Origin of the sequence: Mucilaginibacter phenanthrenivorans, assembly GCF_024721155.1 — a bacterium.
Classification (GTDB): Bacteria; Bacteroidota; Bacteroidia; order Sphingobacteriales; family Sphingobacteriaceae; genus Mucilaginibacter; species Mucilaginibacter phenanthrenivorans.
Genome location: NZ_JAHVAP010000001.1, coordinates 87323 through 103124, shown reverse-complemented (window position 1 = coordinate 103124; position 15802 = coordinate 87323). Strand labels below are relative to the sequence as shown.

General features: G+C 42.6%; 15 protein-coding genes. 7 read left to right on the top strand and 8 right to left on the bottom strand.

All coding sequences use genetic code 11. The features are described 5' to 3' along the window. Positions 1–78: 78 nt before the first annotated feature. Together KXD93_RS00545 and KXD93_RS00540 are read right to left on the bottom strand one after the other, a co-directional pair. Positions 79–783, bottom strand: coding sequence for a dienelactone hydrolase family protein (locus KXD93_RS00545; protein ID WP_258134901.1), 705 nt, complete (start codon positions 781–783; stop codon positions 79–81). A 79-nt stretch (positions 784–862) separates the two neighbouring features. Continuing rightward, positions 863–3682 (bottom strand): TolB family protein, encoded by a 2820-nt coding sequence (locus KXD93_RS00540; RefSeq protein ID WP_258134900.1) that lies wholly within the window; start codon positions 3680–3682, stop codon positions 863–865. Between the two features lie 195 nt (positions 3683–3877). On the opposite strand from KXD93_RS00540, the gene hscA reads away from it, so the two are divergent. Both hscA and KXD93_RS00530 read left to right on the top strand, forming a co-directional pair. Further along, entirely contained in the window at positions 3878–5734 is a 1857-nt protein-coding gene (hscA, locus tag KXD93_RS00535) for a Fe-S protein assembly chaperone HscA (protein ID WP_258134899.1), read from the top strand. Positions 5735–5854: 120 nt separating this feature from the next. Beyond that, complete coding sequence (locus tag KXD93_RS00530) at positions 5855–6847, top strand: hypothetical protein (protein ID WP_258134898.1); 993 nt, start codon at positions 5855–5857, stop codon at positions 6845–6847. Positions 6848–6932: 85 nt separating this feature from the next. Here KXD93_RS00530 and KXD93_RS00525 read toward each other — a convergent pair whose 3' ends face one another. After that, a complete protein-coding gene (locus KXD93_RS00525; RefSeq protein ID WP_258134897.1) occupies positions 6933–7223 on the bottom strand; it encodes a hypothetical protein in 291 nt (96 codons plus the stop codon). A 93-nt stretch (positions 7224–7316) separates the two neighbouring features. Between KXD93_RS00525 and KXD93_RS00520 the strand changes: the two genes are divergently transcribed. Next, on the top strand, positions 7317–8462 hold the full coding sequence (locus tag KXD93_RS00520; RefSeq protein ID WP_258134896.1) for a tetratricopeptide repeat protein: 1146 nt from the start codon (positions 7317–7319) through the stop codon (positions 8460–8462). On the opposite strand, the gene KXD93_RS00515 is transcribed toward KXD93_RS00520, so the two are convergent. After that, complete coding sequence (locus KXD93_RS00515; protein ID WP_258134895.1) at positions 8459–9043, bottom strand: riboflavin synthase; 585 nt, start codon at positions 9041–9043, stop codon at positions 8459–8461. The two genes, KXD93_RS00520 and KXD93_RS00515, sit on opposite strands and share 4 nt — an antisense overlap. A gap of 122 nt (positions 9044–9165) precedes the next feature. Then, a complete protein-coding gene (locus KXD93_RS00510; RefSeq protein WP_258134894.1) occupies positions 9166–9663 on the bottom strand; it encodes an SRPBCC family protein in 498 nt (165 codons plus the stop codon). 81 nt (positions 9664–9744) lie between these two features. On the opposite strand from KXD93_RS00510, the gene KXD93_RS00505 reads away from it, so the two are divergent. Beyond that, positions 9745–10200, top strand: a complete 456-nt coding sequence (locus KXD93_RS00505; RefSeq protein ID WP_258134893.1) for an NUDIX hydrolase — start codon at positions 9745–9747, stop codon at positions 10198–10200. Here KXD93_RS00505 and accC read toward each other — a convergent pair. Further along, a complete protein-coding gene (gene accC / locus KXD93_RS00500; protein WP_258134892.1) occupies positions 10197–11678 on the bottom strand; it encodes an acetyl-CoA carboxylase biotin carboxylase subunit in 1482 nt (493 codons plus the stop codon). The genes KXD93_RS00505 and accC overlap by 4 nt on opposite strands. A 292-nt stretch (positions 11679–11970) precedes the next feature. Here accC and KXD93_RS00495 point away from each other — a divergent pair, with 292 nt between their 5' ends. The 3 genes from KXD93_RS00495 (at position 11971) to KXD93_RS00485 (ending at position 14408) form a co-directional block, all read left to right on the top strand. Beyond that, positions 11971–12780 (top strand): hypothetical protein, encoded by an 810-nt coding sequence (locus KXD93_RS00495; RefSeq protein ID WP_258134891.1) that lies wholly within the window; start codon positions 11971–11973, stop codon positions 12778–12780. Between the two features lie 45 nt (positions 12781–12825). Beyond that, the gene (locus KXD93_RS00490) at positions 12826–13500 is read left to right on the top strand and encodes a hypothetical protein (protein WP_258134890.1); all 675 of its coding nucleotides are present in this window, start codon (positions 12826–12828) and stop codon (positions 13498–13500) included. 77 nt (positions 13501–13577) lie between these two features. Continuing rightward, entirely contained in the window at positions 13578–14408 is an 831-nt protein-coding gene (locus tag KXD93_RS00485; RefSeq protein WP_258134889.1) for a DUF6263 family protein, read from the top strand. A gap of 323 nt (positions 14409–14731) precedes the next feature. On the opposite strand, the gene KXD93_RS00480 is transcribed toward KXD93_RS00485, so the two are convergent. Then, positions 14732–15247, bottom strand: a complete 516-nt coding sequence (locus KXD93_RS00480) for a GNAT family N-acetyltransferase (RefSeq protein ID WP_258134888.1) — start codon at positions 15245–15247, stop codon at positions 14732–14734. Between the two features lie 56 nt (positions 15248–15303). Further along, a complete protein-coding gene (locus KXD93_RS00475) occupies positions 15304–15726 on the bottom strand; it encodes a c-type cytochrome (protein WP_258134887.1) in 423 nt (140 codons plus the stop codon). Positions 15727–15802 lie beyond the last annotated feature (76 nt).

Genomic DNA, 15802 nt, shown 5'->3' with positions numbered 1-15802 from the left:
TGCTCAAATATAGCAAAGATAGATGAGCAGCTAAAAATCCTTTTTTACTATGAACTATGAACCATCAACTATGAACTACTACATATTATCCCTAAAGAACGCCAGTGTTAATGCCCACGCTTCCTTTGCTGCGCTTTCGTTGTAGCTTGCCCGTTCGTCGCAATTGAAACCGTGGTCGGCGTCTGAAAATTTTACGTTGATATAGTGTTTGTCGGCGGCGTCCATTGCAGAGGTAACGGCATCAATCTGATCCTGGCCGATATGTTTGTCTAGCCCGCCCCAGAAAAACAGGTGCCTGCCGCTTACATTTTTTGCCTTGTCTGTAACAGATTTAATATTCCCGCTATAGTAGCTTGCCCCTGCCTTTATCGGCATAGTTGCATTAGCTAAAAATGACATCCGGCCACCCATACAGTAGCCAACGCTGAAAATATTCGCAGGATTTACCAATTCATGCTGGCTCAGCCAATGATAAGCAGCCCTTATATCAGCCTCATTACCGTCAACCGTCATTGCCGAGGCGTGAGGTTTTACCTCATCAAAGTTATCATAGCCGGTTTCGAAATACGGCGGTGCAGTACGGTGATACATTTCAGGTGCTATAACCACAAATCCCTGGGCAGCGAAGCGATCGGCAACATCGCGGATATGGTGGTTCACACCAAAGGCTTCCTGTAATAAAATTAGTCCGGGATTGGTTTTGCCAACTGCATCTGCCGGGATAGCCGTATAAGCTTCCATACTGGTGCCATCGGCCACTTTTAGATTCACATATTTCTCCATGCTTCAAGAACAAAATCAGATTTGCGAAGTTTTTAAAAATCGCTATAAATCACTAATTCACTCCTCACTAATTCACTAATTAAAATATCGTTACAGGAACTATTAGTTCAAACCTGTTATGCCCGGTTCCGCCAAAAATATCATTGTCAATTAAATAGCTGTACCTAAAGCCAAAGCTGATGGACGCCTGGTTAAAAAACTTGGTGTCAAAATAGACCTCGGCACCGGTTGAGCGGAAAGTCCCTTTAAACTGGCTGCCATCAACATAATAATCTGTTGCGCGGGTAAAATCATAAAAGGCATTACCCCTGATGCGCTGCAGGTAAAAAGTATTGGCGAAACCAGCGTCCGGATAGGCTATAGGGAATTGGTAATTAGCCCCGAGCTTATTCATATCATGCAAATTCTCTGCCTGGTATCCCCTCGAAAAGGGGAAATCATTGGAGAAGCTGATCGCGTTGTTTTTATCCTTTTGCTGATGTGCCGCACTTATAGCAAAACCATGATTGGTAAATAACCCCGGGAAATAGAAAGTTCCTGATGCTAAAAATTGATTGGCGTTCAACCCCGAAATGGCTGTTTTATAGGCCAGCGAAATACTTTGCCCGAAGTTGGGATAAATATTCTTCCGTGCCTGTTGCGTTTTATTACTGAATGAAATAAAGCTGCTGTTATAAACGTACGACCTGTCAGCAAACGTCGCCTGGTAGGGTTGTTGAAAGTTGGTTTGCGAATACACTAACCCACTACCAAAGCTTAGGCCGGTTAGGTGTTTACCGGCAGAAAAATCAAGCGGCACTTCCAATCCGGCATCAACCTGCGTTTCGTTCCAGTAAATATTGCTGCCTTTGTAGTAGCCTTTACGGTCTATTGTGTAATTCGCACCTCCATATACATAGGGAAACCAGGCACCGTAAATGGCATCAACGCCAAATTGTTTATAACCCTCATCACGATTGTAATTAAAGGAGATGTTTGTTTGCAAGGTATTCAGCACGTTTTCACCGGCAATGGAGATCTGGTAATTAGGGTCGCTAAAATTAGGGATCAGGCTATGAAAATTGAGCGGGTGGTAAAGCTTTGGATATTTGGTTACCTCTAAAGGCTCATTTTTCACATCCTTTAATACATCTGTCGATGAATCCCTTTTTAAGGCGCTGATGTTGAAATCGGGTAATCCGCCGGGGATATTGTTATTGCTGATCTCTTCCCATTTCAAGTCCTTTTTATCAGCTTCATTTACGCGGTAACCAAATGCGGTAAAGCCTACCCAGGCAAATTTTTTGTTGCTGATTGTTGCCTGGTAATTGCCTATCGACCCATTTTTATTAAAGGTTGATAGCTCATACAGCTTGCCCGATTTTATGCTTAAAGCAAACAGCCTGTCATTTATCCCTGATGTTGCGGAAAAATAAACGGTATCATTTTTTACAGTTGGGAATACGATAGGCTGATACGAGAATGGCAGCAGGAATTTAGCATCACCGGTTTTTATATCGATAATGGCTAATGACATTTTACCTCTTGAATTACGAACTGCTGAGATCAGCTGATCGTCGCCATAAAACTTTGGATAGGTAAAATAAAGATGCTGCTTGTTTGGCACAATTGAAAGCTGCTTGCCATCTGCTGCACTTAGTAAATGAATATCGCTTTTCCCCGTGGTTGATTCTTCTACAGTAACTATTGTTTTCCCATCATCGCTGAAGGCGGGCGAAAAATATTTGGTTTTACGGGTTAGCCGTTGCTCATCTCCGGTTTTTATATCCAGCTCAACCAATTCGCTAAAGTCACGATAGCCCCAGCGTGCATCGGGCCGGAACGAACTATAAATTATCTTCCCGTCGTGATAGGCAAAGTAATTATCTATCGACACATCCCGCACGCCGAGCACCTTTTCCTTGTTACCAGTTTTAATTACGAATGCGGGTAAGTGATCATACGTGGTTTTCATGTAGATCATTGTGCTGTCGTTCACGTAAGCCGGGTACTCCCGGTCGGCGTCAAAATGTTTAGTTTGTTTTTCGGACGATTTGTTATCATTCTTAAATACCTGCTTAAAATGATTCATCCCATTGTTCCTGAAAGTCTCAAAATCGACACCGGCATATTTCTTTATGGCGCGTTGCAGCGGGTAAAATCCGCCATTATAAGCCGCAGCGTCGCGGGTAACGTTTTTCCAGAAATCATCGCCGTATTTTTCCCGTCCATATGAAACCATCATATAGCCCAAAGGATACCAGTCGGGTGTATAATCTCTATAGGATCCATTTCGGATCTTCATATAGCTGTAATTTGTGCCATCGGCCCATAAGGCCCTAAATCCGTTGTAGAAAAAAGGTAAGCGCCCCCTGCCCTGCTCGCTCACGTGGGTTTCGTTAAAAACTGCATCTCCCTCAAAAAACCAATCAGGTACAGAAAGTGCATTACCAAGCGCCTGCCCGCCCTCGCCAAACACTACCTTTAACACGTGCGACAGACCAACGTTAAAATTATTATACTGCTGCACATGCCTGAATTCGTGGATGGCCAATTGCTCGTTCCATGGCAAACTACCTACATCAAAGCTATTTTGTTCGGGTGTTAAATAAAACTCGCTTCTGAATGGCGCTAAACCCACGTAAGCATTAGCAATAGTGGTTTGATTTTGCAGTACGATGCTCACCTGCTTTTGTTTATACCCGATGGTCGGCTGGATCAGCCCGTTCATTTGCTGAACTATGTTAGCCACCCGCATCGCCATAGAATCCAGTCCGTTTGGAAAAATAACCTTTGCTGCCGGGGTATTTACCTGGTGCCATTTGATAGACGGTGGGTTACCCCCGAAGGTTTGAGCTTTGGAAATAGTTGCAGTGGAAGTAATTAGTAGTAGCAGGGGGATTTTTAGGCTGAATTTCATTGATGTGAAAGTAAGGAGATTTTGTCTGAATCAGAATTCGCAGAATTATTAAATTTTCAGAATTCATTTCAAGAATGGCCGTCAACATCTTGTTACTTCTCAAATCCTGTAAATTCTGATTCAGACAATTCCGAAATTCAAATGACATACCATCGCTTAAAACTAAGTACATTTGCGCTTTGTTAACAAAGTATAATGGCTAAAGTTTCTATCAACCTGGCAACAGGTTCTATACAGAAGGAAGAAATAATTGTAGGGATCGATTTGGGCACCACCAACTCACTGGTTGCCTTCATCAACCCGGATAAAAATCCGCAGGTAATTAACGATACAGGCAAGGGTGTTTTGGTGCCGTCGGTAGTGCATTTTGGGCCAGCGGGTGAAATCACCGTTGGTAACGAGGCAAGGGAATACCTGGTCACCGATCCGCAAAACACCGTTTTTTCGGTTAAACGCCTGCTCGGCCGTTCATATCATGATATTGAAAACTATAAGGATTTTTTCTCCTACAAAGTAATCGATGATGATTCGGAGAGCCTGGTAAAAATAAAGGTGGGCGATAAATTTTATACGCCTATAGAACTTTCCAGTTTAATATTAAAGGAACTGAAGGCTCGTGCCGAACATGCATTAAAAACGCCGGTAAACCGTGCGGTAATTACTGTACCTGCTTATTTTAACGATTCGCAGCGACAGGCCACCCGAGACGCAGGAAAACTTGCCGGCCTCGATGTACTACGCATCGTAAATGAGCCTACCGCAGCAAGCCTGGCCTATGGCATCGGCTTAAACCCGGAAGAAACCAAAACCATCGCCGTTTATGACTTAGGCGGGGGAACGTTTGATGTGTCCATTCTGCAAATTCAGAATGGCATTTTCGAAGTATTGGCAACAAACGGCAACACTTTTTTAGGCGGAGATGATTTTGACAGCGCAATTGTTGATTATTGGATAGAGAAAAACCAGTTAAATAAGGCTGATATAATTGCCGATAATAAACTTGCCCAAAAACTTCGATTGAAAGCGGAAGAAGCAAAAAGGGCATTTGCTTATCAAAGTTTGGTAAATGATAAAATAGGCGACATCTGGTGTACGCTTGACAGAAATACATTTGAGCAACTGATCCTGGGCAAGGTACAGGAAACCATTACCTGCTGCCAGAATGCGTTGAAGGACGCAAAAATCGAGGTTGGCCAGATTGATGAAGTGATTATGGTTGGCGGTTCAACCCGGACGGCTTTAGTTAAAAAGATGGTAGCGGAATTTTTCGGTCGCCCTGTGCACGACGAAGTTAACCCGGACGAAGTAGTTGCCCTCGGCGCTGCTATCCAGGCAGACGTGCTTGCAGGCAACCGCAGCGATATTTTATTATTGGATGTTACCCCGCTTTCACTTGGTATTGAAACCATGGGCGGATTGATGGACGTGATTATTCCGCGTAACTCAAAGGTTCCTACTAAGGCTGGTCGCCAATATACAACTTCTATAGATGGGCAGGTAAACATGAAGATAGCCGTTTACCAGGGCGAACGCGACCTGATTAAGGAAAATCGCAAACTTGCGGAGTTTGATTTGAAGGGTATTCCGTCAATGCCGGCTGGATTTCCCAAAGTAGACATTAACTTTTTACTGAACGCAGATGGGATCCTGAAAATCCAGGCGATAGAACTGCGGTCAGGTGTAAAACAGGAAGTGGAGGTTAAACCTACCTACGGTATCACCGACGACCAGGTGGAACAAATGCTTTTAGACAGTATTACCCATGCAAAGGATGACGTTAGTCAGCGGATGCTGATAGAAGCGCGTGTTGAAGGGGAACAAATGGTTAAACAAGTTGAAGGCTTTTTGAGGAAGAACAGTGATTTTGTTTCGATAGCAGAAATAGCGGACACAACTAAATATATTGATAAATTGAATGCAGCGTTAACCAGCGGAGACAAAGATGCAATTCATAAAGCAATTGATGAGCTGAACGAATTTACCCGCCCGTTTGCTGAGCGGTTAATGGACCAGGCTATTAGTCATGCAATGAAGGGGAAGAGTATAGAATAACATTCTTAGAGACGCAACATTTTGCGTCTCTCGCTGTTAGACCGATTATTGTTTATTGATTTGCATATAGGAGACGCAAAATATTGCGTCTCTACAGAAAATACATTATAACCACCTATTTTGAAAAATAACAAATTCGTCTTATTCGCCGCGATTTGCTTTTTGAGCCTTACAAAAGTATCAGCAGCAAAATTCACCTACCACAAATTTACCGACACAACGCTGAAGCCTCTTGACACTGCGCTATATGATTCCTTAATGCTTAAACTGGCAAATGGCGATAAAACCCACAGGTGGCCGGTTAAAACAAAGGCCTATCCCCTGCCTGGTGCAATTTTACCTTTTTATAGAATAGTGGCTTATTACGGCAATATGTATTCAAAAAACATGGGCGTGCTGGGCCAATATCCACCCAAAATAATGCTGGCTAAACTGAAAACTGAAGTAAAAAACTGGGAGAAGGCGGATACAAGCACACCTGTGAAACCTGCCCTGCATTATATCTGTGTTACCGCACAAGCCGATGCCGGCAGAAACGGACTTCATAATTTACGGATGCCATTTAAACAAATAGACAGCGTGCTCAGTATGGCAGCATCTATTGATGCATTGGTGTTTTTAGACCTGCAGGTTGGTTTCAGTACCGTACAAAAGGAAATTCCTTTGCTGGAGAAATATTTAAAAATGCCGAATGTTCATTTGGGCATCGACCCGGAATTTTCCATGAAGGAAGGCAGCATCCCCGGCAAGCGCATCGGCACGTTTGACGCGGACGATATCAATTATACTACGCAGTACCTTGCGTCGCTGGTGAAGAAATACAACCTGCCGCCAAAGATCTTTATCGTACACCGTTTCACTAAAAAAATGGTGACCAATTACCAGAACATCAAACTACGCCCTGAAATCCAATTTGTGATGGACATGGACGGCTGGGGTGGTCCCGATCTTAAAAAAGGAACCTATAAATATTTTATTTCAGGCGAGCCTGTACAATTTACAGGCTTTAAGCTATTCTATAAAAATGACATTAAAAATGCCCCAAAGCGGATGCTGACCATGAAGGAGATTTTGGAATTGAAACCGGCACCAATTTATATACAGTACCAGTAAAGTAAAAAGCTGAAAGGTAAAAGCTTAAAGCGGCTTTTCGCTTTAGTCTTTTAGCTTTCAGCTTCTACAAAGCTTTAAACCTCTCCTATAAGTTGTTTATTGCGTCCTGTTCTTTTAACGCGGCAATGTTATTAGTGTCGCTGAACTTATCTGTTTGATTGGCAAAATCTTCTAAAATTGCCGCAATGGTGTCAAGGTTGTCTGCTACACGCTGGTGCATGTCGGGCAGGTCTTTTTCAAGTCTCTTATCCCCCAGCTCCATATTGTCGACTTCAATTTTAGCAAGTTTTTGTATGATGGCCTGCTGGCTATTTTTTAAATCTTCCAGCTCATGGACAATCTTTTCCATTAATCCGAATTTCTTTAACTTATCCATAGTGTTGTGTTTTTATTTGTATGGATATAACCTGTTTTGTAAGAAATTGTTTGAAAGTTTGGATTTATGATTTATAACTAATAACTTAGTTATATGAAAAGCATATTATTACCCTTCTTTGTATTATTTTCAGTTGTTTCGGCAATTGCACAGGAAACCAGTAAAATTGATGATGCACAATTGATGGAATATTTCCAGGGCCAGCGTTATAACGATGCCTTTAAATATCTTCAAAAAAACTTTCCGGAGCCGGTTACAGATTTAAAGGTTCTATCAAGGTTGGCTTATGCATCACAAATGGCTAATGATCTGCCTGATGCAGAAAATTATTATCAACGTGCTTATACTATCGATACCACCAATCAAACCATCCTGTTCAATATGGCTGGCATCAACTTACGCCGTGGCAATTTCCCCAAGGCGGAATTATATTATAAACAAATAGCCTCAAAAGACACCGGGAACTTCACCGTGTATAAACAATTAGCGTCTTTGTCCGAAAGGAAAAACGACACTGTTTCAATGATAGGCTATTACGAACAGGCTAACAAGATCAATCCAAATGATGTTGATGTAGCTACTTCATTAGCCGATATTTACACTACTTTAAAACATTTCGACAAAGCGTTGGCCGTATTAAATAAGGCAGCGGTTGGCGATCCGGATAATATTTTCATTTTATTAAGCACGGTAAAGCTTACCTACAGCGAAAGTAAGTGGGCTGAAACGGCCGGGACGTGTAACCGCCTGATAAAGATGGATGCCGCCAATGCCGAGATCCTTACCAAACTTGGCATTGCCTATTATAATTTAAAAAACTATGCCTGCGGCGCAGAAACGTTCGCTAGTCTTAAAGGTATCGAGCAAACCGAATATAGTTTTTATTATGCCGCATTGTGTTATAAAGGGCTTAAAGACGAACCGCAGTCTATCAACTTCATGAACCAGGCGATCTTCCAGGGAATCTCGTCAAATATTGCGACCTATTACGGTGAAATAGCCGACAGCGAGGGCAACTTAAATAAGTATAAAAAAGCAGCGATGGCCTATCAAAAGGCGTTACAGTTTAAGGAAACGCCCATAATTTATTACTTGTTGGCAAATCTGTACGACACGAAGCTGAAGGATAAAAGAAACGCCGCTATCTATTATAAGAAGTTTTTAAACTCAAATCCGGTTGGGAAACAAATGGCCTATATACCGTATGTAAAGAGCAGGATTGACCAGCTTAAAAACTAACGCTGCATTAACCGCGCCACATACTTACCTATAATATCAAATTCGAGGTTAACCATTGAGCCTTTTTTTACATGCTGCAGGTTGGTATGCTCAAAAGTATAAGGTATAATGGCAACCGAGAAGCTGTTATTGTGAGAGTTAACTACCGTTAAGCTAATCCCATTTACGCAGATAGAGCCTTTTTCAACAGTTACATTTCCGTTGGCGGCATCATATTCAAAAGTATATTCCCAGCTGCCGTCCAATTCCTTAAAATCTATGCAGGTTGCAGTTTGATCAACGTGCCCCTGTACAATGTGGCCATCAAGCCGGGCATTCATTTGCATACAGCGTTCCAGGTTCACTAGGTCGCCGGTTTTTAAGTGGCCGAGATTTGTTTTGTTAAGCGTCTCCTCGATTGCGGTTACCGTATGTTTACCATCAGCTAACGCGATAACCGTTAAACAAACCCCGTTATGCGCAACCGACTGATCAATCTTCAGTTCAGCCGCGATTGATGATTCAACGGTGATGTGCAGGTTGCCCTGTTCGTGTTGTAAATCGGTGATTATTCCTAAAGTTTCTATTATTCCTGTAAACATGAGGCCCCCTAACCCCCTAAAGGGGGAATTTTTGATTGGCGAAGTTAAATAATCGACATTATTTAAGTGTCAAATGAGTGTGGTTTTCTAATGAAAAGTTGCTCCCTTTATGGGCTGGGGCTCTATTTAAAATTACTGCTCAACTCCAACCTCTTATTCCTTAAATCCACACCACCCTCAATTATTGATTTCAGGTTGGCCATATAAAAGGTCCACCCTATCTGGCATTGGATATACAGGTTCTTTGAAGGATCAGCTTCTTCCGGGATATTGGTTTGTGTGAGTTCGACAATTGAAACACCGTTGCGGCTATAAATAAAAACGGTAACAATGCTGCCGCCCGAAAAGGTAAACCTTATCGTATCCGTTCCATTGGCTTCCAGCACCTGCCCTTTTTCAAATGTTGTATCGTCGTAACCATGCCAGTACCATTCATAAGTATCCTCGGTCATGATAAATTCGTGAGGCTCACGCGTGCGGCGGGGAACGGTGTAGAAATTGGCTTTACGCAAAAACCATTTCTCAATCCCCTCGGTTGTTGCCCACGCTTCATAAAGACTTCTTACGTCTGTATTATAGTCGCCGGCTATCTTAAAGCTGGTCCATTTATTGTCGGTCATACAGGTAATATAGGTTTATTTAATTCAAATTTAATTATAATAGTTATTGTGTTTGTTAACTTGCTGATAAATCTTAAAAAAATGTCCAGTCAAAGTGCAGGGATCTTATTATACCGAAAAGCAGGTAACCAACTACAAATCTTCCTGGTGCACCCGGGTGGCCCGTTCTTTAAAAACAAGGACCTTGGGGCATGGTCCATCCCCAAAGGTGAATTTACGGACGATGAAGAACCGTTAGCAGCAGCCAAACGCGAATTTGAAGAAGAAACGGGAAAAAAAGTTGACGGCGATTTTATCGAACTAAATCCTGTTAAATTAAAAAGCGGCAAAAAAGTTTACGCATGGGCTGTTGAGGGCGATATCGATCATGAAGCTATTGTCAGCAATTTATTCGAAATGGAATGGCCGCCAAAATCGGGCAAAAAGCAAGCGTTCCCAGAGATTGACCGGGCAGGATGGTTTGAGGCTGATGAAGCGAAGTTGAAAATAAATATTGCGCAGGCAGCGTTTATTGAGGAATTGGCAGCCCGGGTTTAAACGGATCGTCTGTTCTTAACCCAATTTGAAACTTCACCATCGGCTACCTCCGCAACTTTTAATCGTTGCTCACCTAAAAGCTTCTCCATTACCATGGCGGCAATCAGGGCTTCCTTTTCAGTGTCATTTTGTAATACGCCCGGCTCAAAATATTTTTTTACAAAATGAGTGTCAAAGTTACCAGACGTAAAAGCCTCATGCTGCATCACAAACTTGCCGAAGCCTAAAGTAGTAGTTATGCCGGTAATATGGTATTCGTCAATAGCGCGGATCATCCTTTCAATCGCTTCAGTTCTGTCCTTACCATAAGTTACCAGTTTGGCTATCATCGGATCATAATAGATAGGGATCTCCATGCCCTGCTCAAAGCCATCATCAACCCTAACACCAGGGCCCTTCGGAGTTATGTAGGTTTGCAGTGTTCCGATATCCGGCAGGAAATTATTGTCCGGGTCTTCCGCATAAACACGTAGCTCGATAGCGTGTCCAATAATTTTCAGGTCTTCCTGTTTAAAGCTGATGGCCTCTCCCCTTGCAATACGGATCTGCTCCTTCACCAAATCAACACCACTAATAAATTCCGTAACTGGGTGCTCTACCTGCAGACGGGTGTTCATCTCCAAAAAATAGAAATTCAGCTGTTCATCCATAATGAATTCCACGGTACCAGCCCCGGTATAATTTACCGACCGCGCTACATCAACTGCGCATTTACCCATCTGTTCCCTTATTTCAGGAGTTAATACCGATGACGGCGCCTCCTCAATTACCTTTTGGTGCCTGCGCTGTACGGAGCAATCACGTTCAAAAAGGTGCAATATATTACCGTGCGTATCGCCAAGCACCTGGATCTCAATATGCCGTGGCGATGAAACATACCGCTCTATAAATACCGAGCCATCCCCGAAGGCAGAGATCGCTTCGGATACTGCCAATTGCATTTGCTCTTCAAAATCAGCGGCGTTATCTACTATTCTCATCCCCTTGCCACCACCACCGGCTGCCGCCTTTATCAGGATCGGAAAACCAACTTCTACAGCACGGAGCTTTGCTTCTGAGACATCAGTGATAGCTTCCTCTGTACCTGGAACCATTGGGATATTATATTTTAACGCAGCCGCCTTTGCGGAGAGTTTGTTACCCATTATCTCCATGGCTTCCGGCGATGGGCCGATCAATATCAGCCCTGCTTCCCTTACCTGCCTGGCAAATGCCGCGTTCTCGCTCAAAAACCCGTAACCAGGGTGAATTGCCTCTGCCCCTGTCTTACGGCAGGCGGCAATTATCTTATCTCCTACCAAATACGACTGGCTTGATGGTGAGTCACCAATATGGACAGCTTCATCAGCATAACGCACGTGCAGTGCATTGCGGTCGGCATCTGAATAAACAGCTACAGTTTTAATACCCATTTCGCGCGCCGAACGCATTACCCTAAGCGCTATTTCGCCGCGGTTGGCTACAAGGATCTTTTGCATAATGGCAAATGTAATGGATTTGGGCAATACTACAGTGCGCACCATTATACAAACGAGTTGGTATTTTTTATAGCGATGCAACCCCTTACTTTTACAAACGGTTAGGTATAGTAAACAGCGGGAGTGTATGTTATAACAGGTTTTTTAAGTAAATATTAATTTACACTTTGATAAAAAATATTTAATTTGGATAACTATTATTCCATCTTTAAATTAAAAACCTGTTAATCACTAAGTAATGCACGCCCGCTCAATTATTAAAATTGCGATATTGTTTTTCATTTGCGGATGCATGGTATTTCCAAAAAAGGCTTTATGTCAAAACGATTTTGAAAAGGCTTTGGCAAAAAAAGTGGACTCGTTGCTGGCGCCGGAAAAAACAGGAAATAATGGAATGGAAAATCAGTTAATGCCTAATGATGCGCAACAAAGTGCCACCATCCCAATGGGTTTTGGAGGGTTTGGCACCTACGCATTCGGCAGCATTGCAGGTGTTTATAAACAGGTGTATCACAATAATGCCGACTTGATAGCATCTGGCGGCTTTTGTGCAGGTGATCCTATTAAAGCTGTGAATTTTGCCGCCGGTATTAATATGACCGACGTGCACCGGTTTCGCGATTTTTCGGCTAATTTTATGGTAAGCCGTTTTGTTGCGAATGGCACCAGCGTTTCAGCAGGCGGACTGCAACTATTTGCCAGTAAAAAGCAATCTGATGCACCGGGTAGTACTTTTTTTGTTGCTGTGAGTCATGCAGTACAAACAATGCCTTCAGCAACTCCGGGCGCATCAAGGCTTACTTATACCATTGGCATTGGCAACGGGCGCTTTTATAATAAAAGCTACGATGATATTGCAGCGGGCAGAGGCCAGCATGGCACTGCAGTATTTGGGGGAATATCTTACGAGTGGATTGAGCATGTTAATTTGATTGGTGAATGGTCTGGGATGAATTTGGGCTTATCAATGGGAATAAGACCTTTTAAAAACCCGTTATCGTTAGCTGTTGGCGCTATAAATTTATTACGTTACTCCGGCGATAAGCCGAGTTTACTATTTTCTATCGGATATCCGCTTGCGTTAAGCAGGCAGGCAGACTAAAAAAAATACCAGGCGGCGTATGCTGCCTTAAGTTAAAATATAAAAATGAAGAAAGTAATTTATGTTTTATTGCTCCTGGGTTTTATGGCTGTAAGCTTGACGGCCTCGGCGCAACATGGAGATTTTTCGGACTGGAATGTCCCGTTACCGTTGCCGCCGGGAAGCATCACCAAAAGTGTTTCACCGGGTAAGCCGAAGACAGCAGTGGTTGTACCGGTAATCGATCTGCCGTCATTTGCACTGCCTAAAACGGCCGGCGTAAAACTTGGCAAGTTAGCGCCTGTTTCGTCCGAAATTCCCGAAGTTGCGATACCAAAACAACCGGCATTTCCAGCTACCCCAACATTGCTGGCAGAAATCCCGTTGCCGGATGTTCCTGAAGCACCGGGCCTATCTGGCCAGGCGCCTCAAGACAAAATAATAAACAATGATCTTATTGACATACCTGTACCGGAAGCGCCTGATATGCCAGATATGCCAAAGGCTCCGATTGTGACAAGTAGTTCTTCTGCCGCTCCGGTTAAAATTCCGGTAACACCCTTGTTGCCAACCCAGGTGGCTCCTGTGATGTCCACGGATTTTCCGTTTACCGATTGGCCCTTACCGCTGATACCGGTAAATACAAATTTCAATTTTTTGTTGCCAGATAGTTCTGATAATGCTAACCCAAAACCGAAAACCATTCAAAAGGCAAAAAGGCCGCCCCATCGAAGTAATTAGCCCGCCTGAATTTTTTGTTCAGCCGGGTCGATAGGCGCCCCAAGGTTTATAACACGATCCTAACCAAAAGCATTAAAATGAAACTAAGTTTTACCATTATAAAAAGTCTTCTGATACTATCCCTTCTGCTTATAATAAGTACAAGCGATGCACAAACCGTGCACCGAGATTTTAGGTTTAAAAAGGGAGATGAATTTGAACGGCAACTGGCTGTAAAATCAAACTGTGTAATGCAGCGCGGCAGCCAAAAGTTAAACATCAGCACTTACTCTGCGGTTACAAAAACATATAAGATCAATGATGTTGTTAACGGCAACGCCACAATTCACATCACTTTTAATAAGGTTATTGATTCAATAAATGCGCTTGGACGAAATGTTAATTTTAACTCGGATAAAACGCCCGATCCAAATTCAGATATCCAGATGTCGTTGTACCAGTTGATTGGCAAGTCGGCCATAGTTTCGGCCGATTCAAAGGGCACTATATTAGCTGTAAAGAAACGTGAACCGGTTAGCGATACATTAATGGCATTTACCGGCATCCAGTCTGAAAATCTATCGCCCAATAACCAGCTTGAATTTTTGCTGGATTTTCCCGCCAGTCCATTTCTTAAGAAGGGATATACCTGGACAGATGTAAGCCCGGTAAACAACGTATACAACACTACCTATACCATTTATGCAGTAACCGGAAGGACCACCACTATCACTTATAAAACTTCAATTTTGAAAGACGCGATGAACACCAGGATAAATGGAGTAATGTTGATTGACAACGATTCAGGAGTAGTGCTGAAAAGATCAATGCAAAGCGTTACAACCGGATATGAGGAAATAAAGGGAGTAATATACACCGTTATCCGCCGCAGTGCAAGCTCTGAAGTTTGCTATAAAAAAACAAACTAGTCATCCGCGGAAATTGAACGACTAAAAGCCCATACAATTCTTCGATCAAATATTTTATACCACAAAAACATTCCGGATTGTTGTAACCTCTTATGTGCCTTTTCCGTAAAAAAGGCAACAATCAGCAAATTTTCCGTTTATGAACGTTTTTATTTTTCTTGTGAAATCACTTATGATCCTCGGCGCTGTCTTATTTGTCGGGGTATTACTCTTCAGTTTCATTAAATATCTAAAAAGGACCCGTTATCCTAACTGGAAATTTCCTGATTATATAAGCGTTGGCTATGCTGAATATTTGTATAACAAATACATTAAAAAAAGCATCAAATAGCTTCGGGCGAAGTCAATATTAATTCCAGGAATTTAAGATCAAGCCAGCGGTTAAATTTATACCCCACTTCCTTAAAGTGAGCTACCTCCGCAAATCCAAATGATTGGTGGAGTTTTATGCTTATCTCGTTATCCGCGCTTATTCCTGCCAGCAACGCGTGAACATTTTTCTCGCGGGCAGCATCAATTAATAATCGCAACATCAGCTTGCTGATCCCTTTTCCCCGGTGAGTAGCCTTCACGTAAATGGAAAGTTCCGTAGTATACCTGTAACAAGGCCAGGCCCTGAAATGTCCAAAACTGCAAAAGCCGGCAATTTCACTGCCAACTACTGCAACAAATACCGGGAAATTATTACTTATCCTTTCCTGGTACCAGTCTTTCCGCATTTCGAGGGTGTGGGGCAGTTCGCTGTAAACTGCGGTGGTATTCAGGATAACCTCATTATAGATATCAAGAATGGCAGGCAAGTCAATTTCCTGCGCATCTCTAATGTTTATGTTATTCATAATTATTATGAAGCAAAACACCCTTTAGTATTGCACTAAAGGGTGTTTATTATATTTTACTGTTTATGATCGCCTTGAGGGGCCGACGCTCCACCCGGAGCAGGCGCACCCGGAGGGGGACCACCTGGGCCTCTCCTACCCTCAGGAACCTTAACTTCGGGATGTGATTCACCACGGTGACAAGAGTAGCAATTTACACCGCTTTTCATCACCATTCCTAATGAATCTTTTTTAGCTCCAAAATATTTTTGATTTAGCTTGTTCATCATTTTGTACATTTTGCGGGCCATTTCTTTTTCAGGCTTGGCATCGCTCACAAAATCCATTTTCTTTTCTGCTTCATTACGTACGTGGCAAAAATTACAATGTACGCCTAATGAATGTGCCCACTCATCCATTACATTGTCCAATTGCTTGTCGGTAATGTTTTTAGGCAGTACTTTAAGATTTTTAAATTTATGTTCATCCTCTGGTTTCATAGATGTTAGTGCAACTACTGCTATTACAGAAGACAGACAAAGTGTTACTAAGATTTTTTTGTTGATAAGCATATTT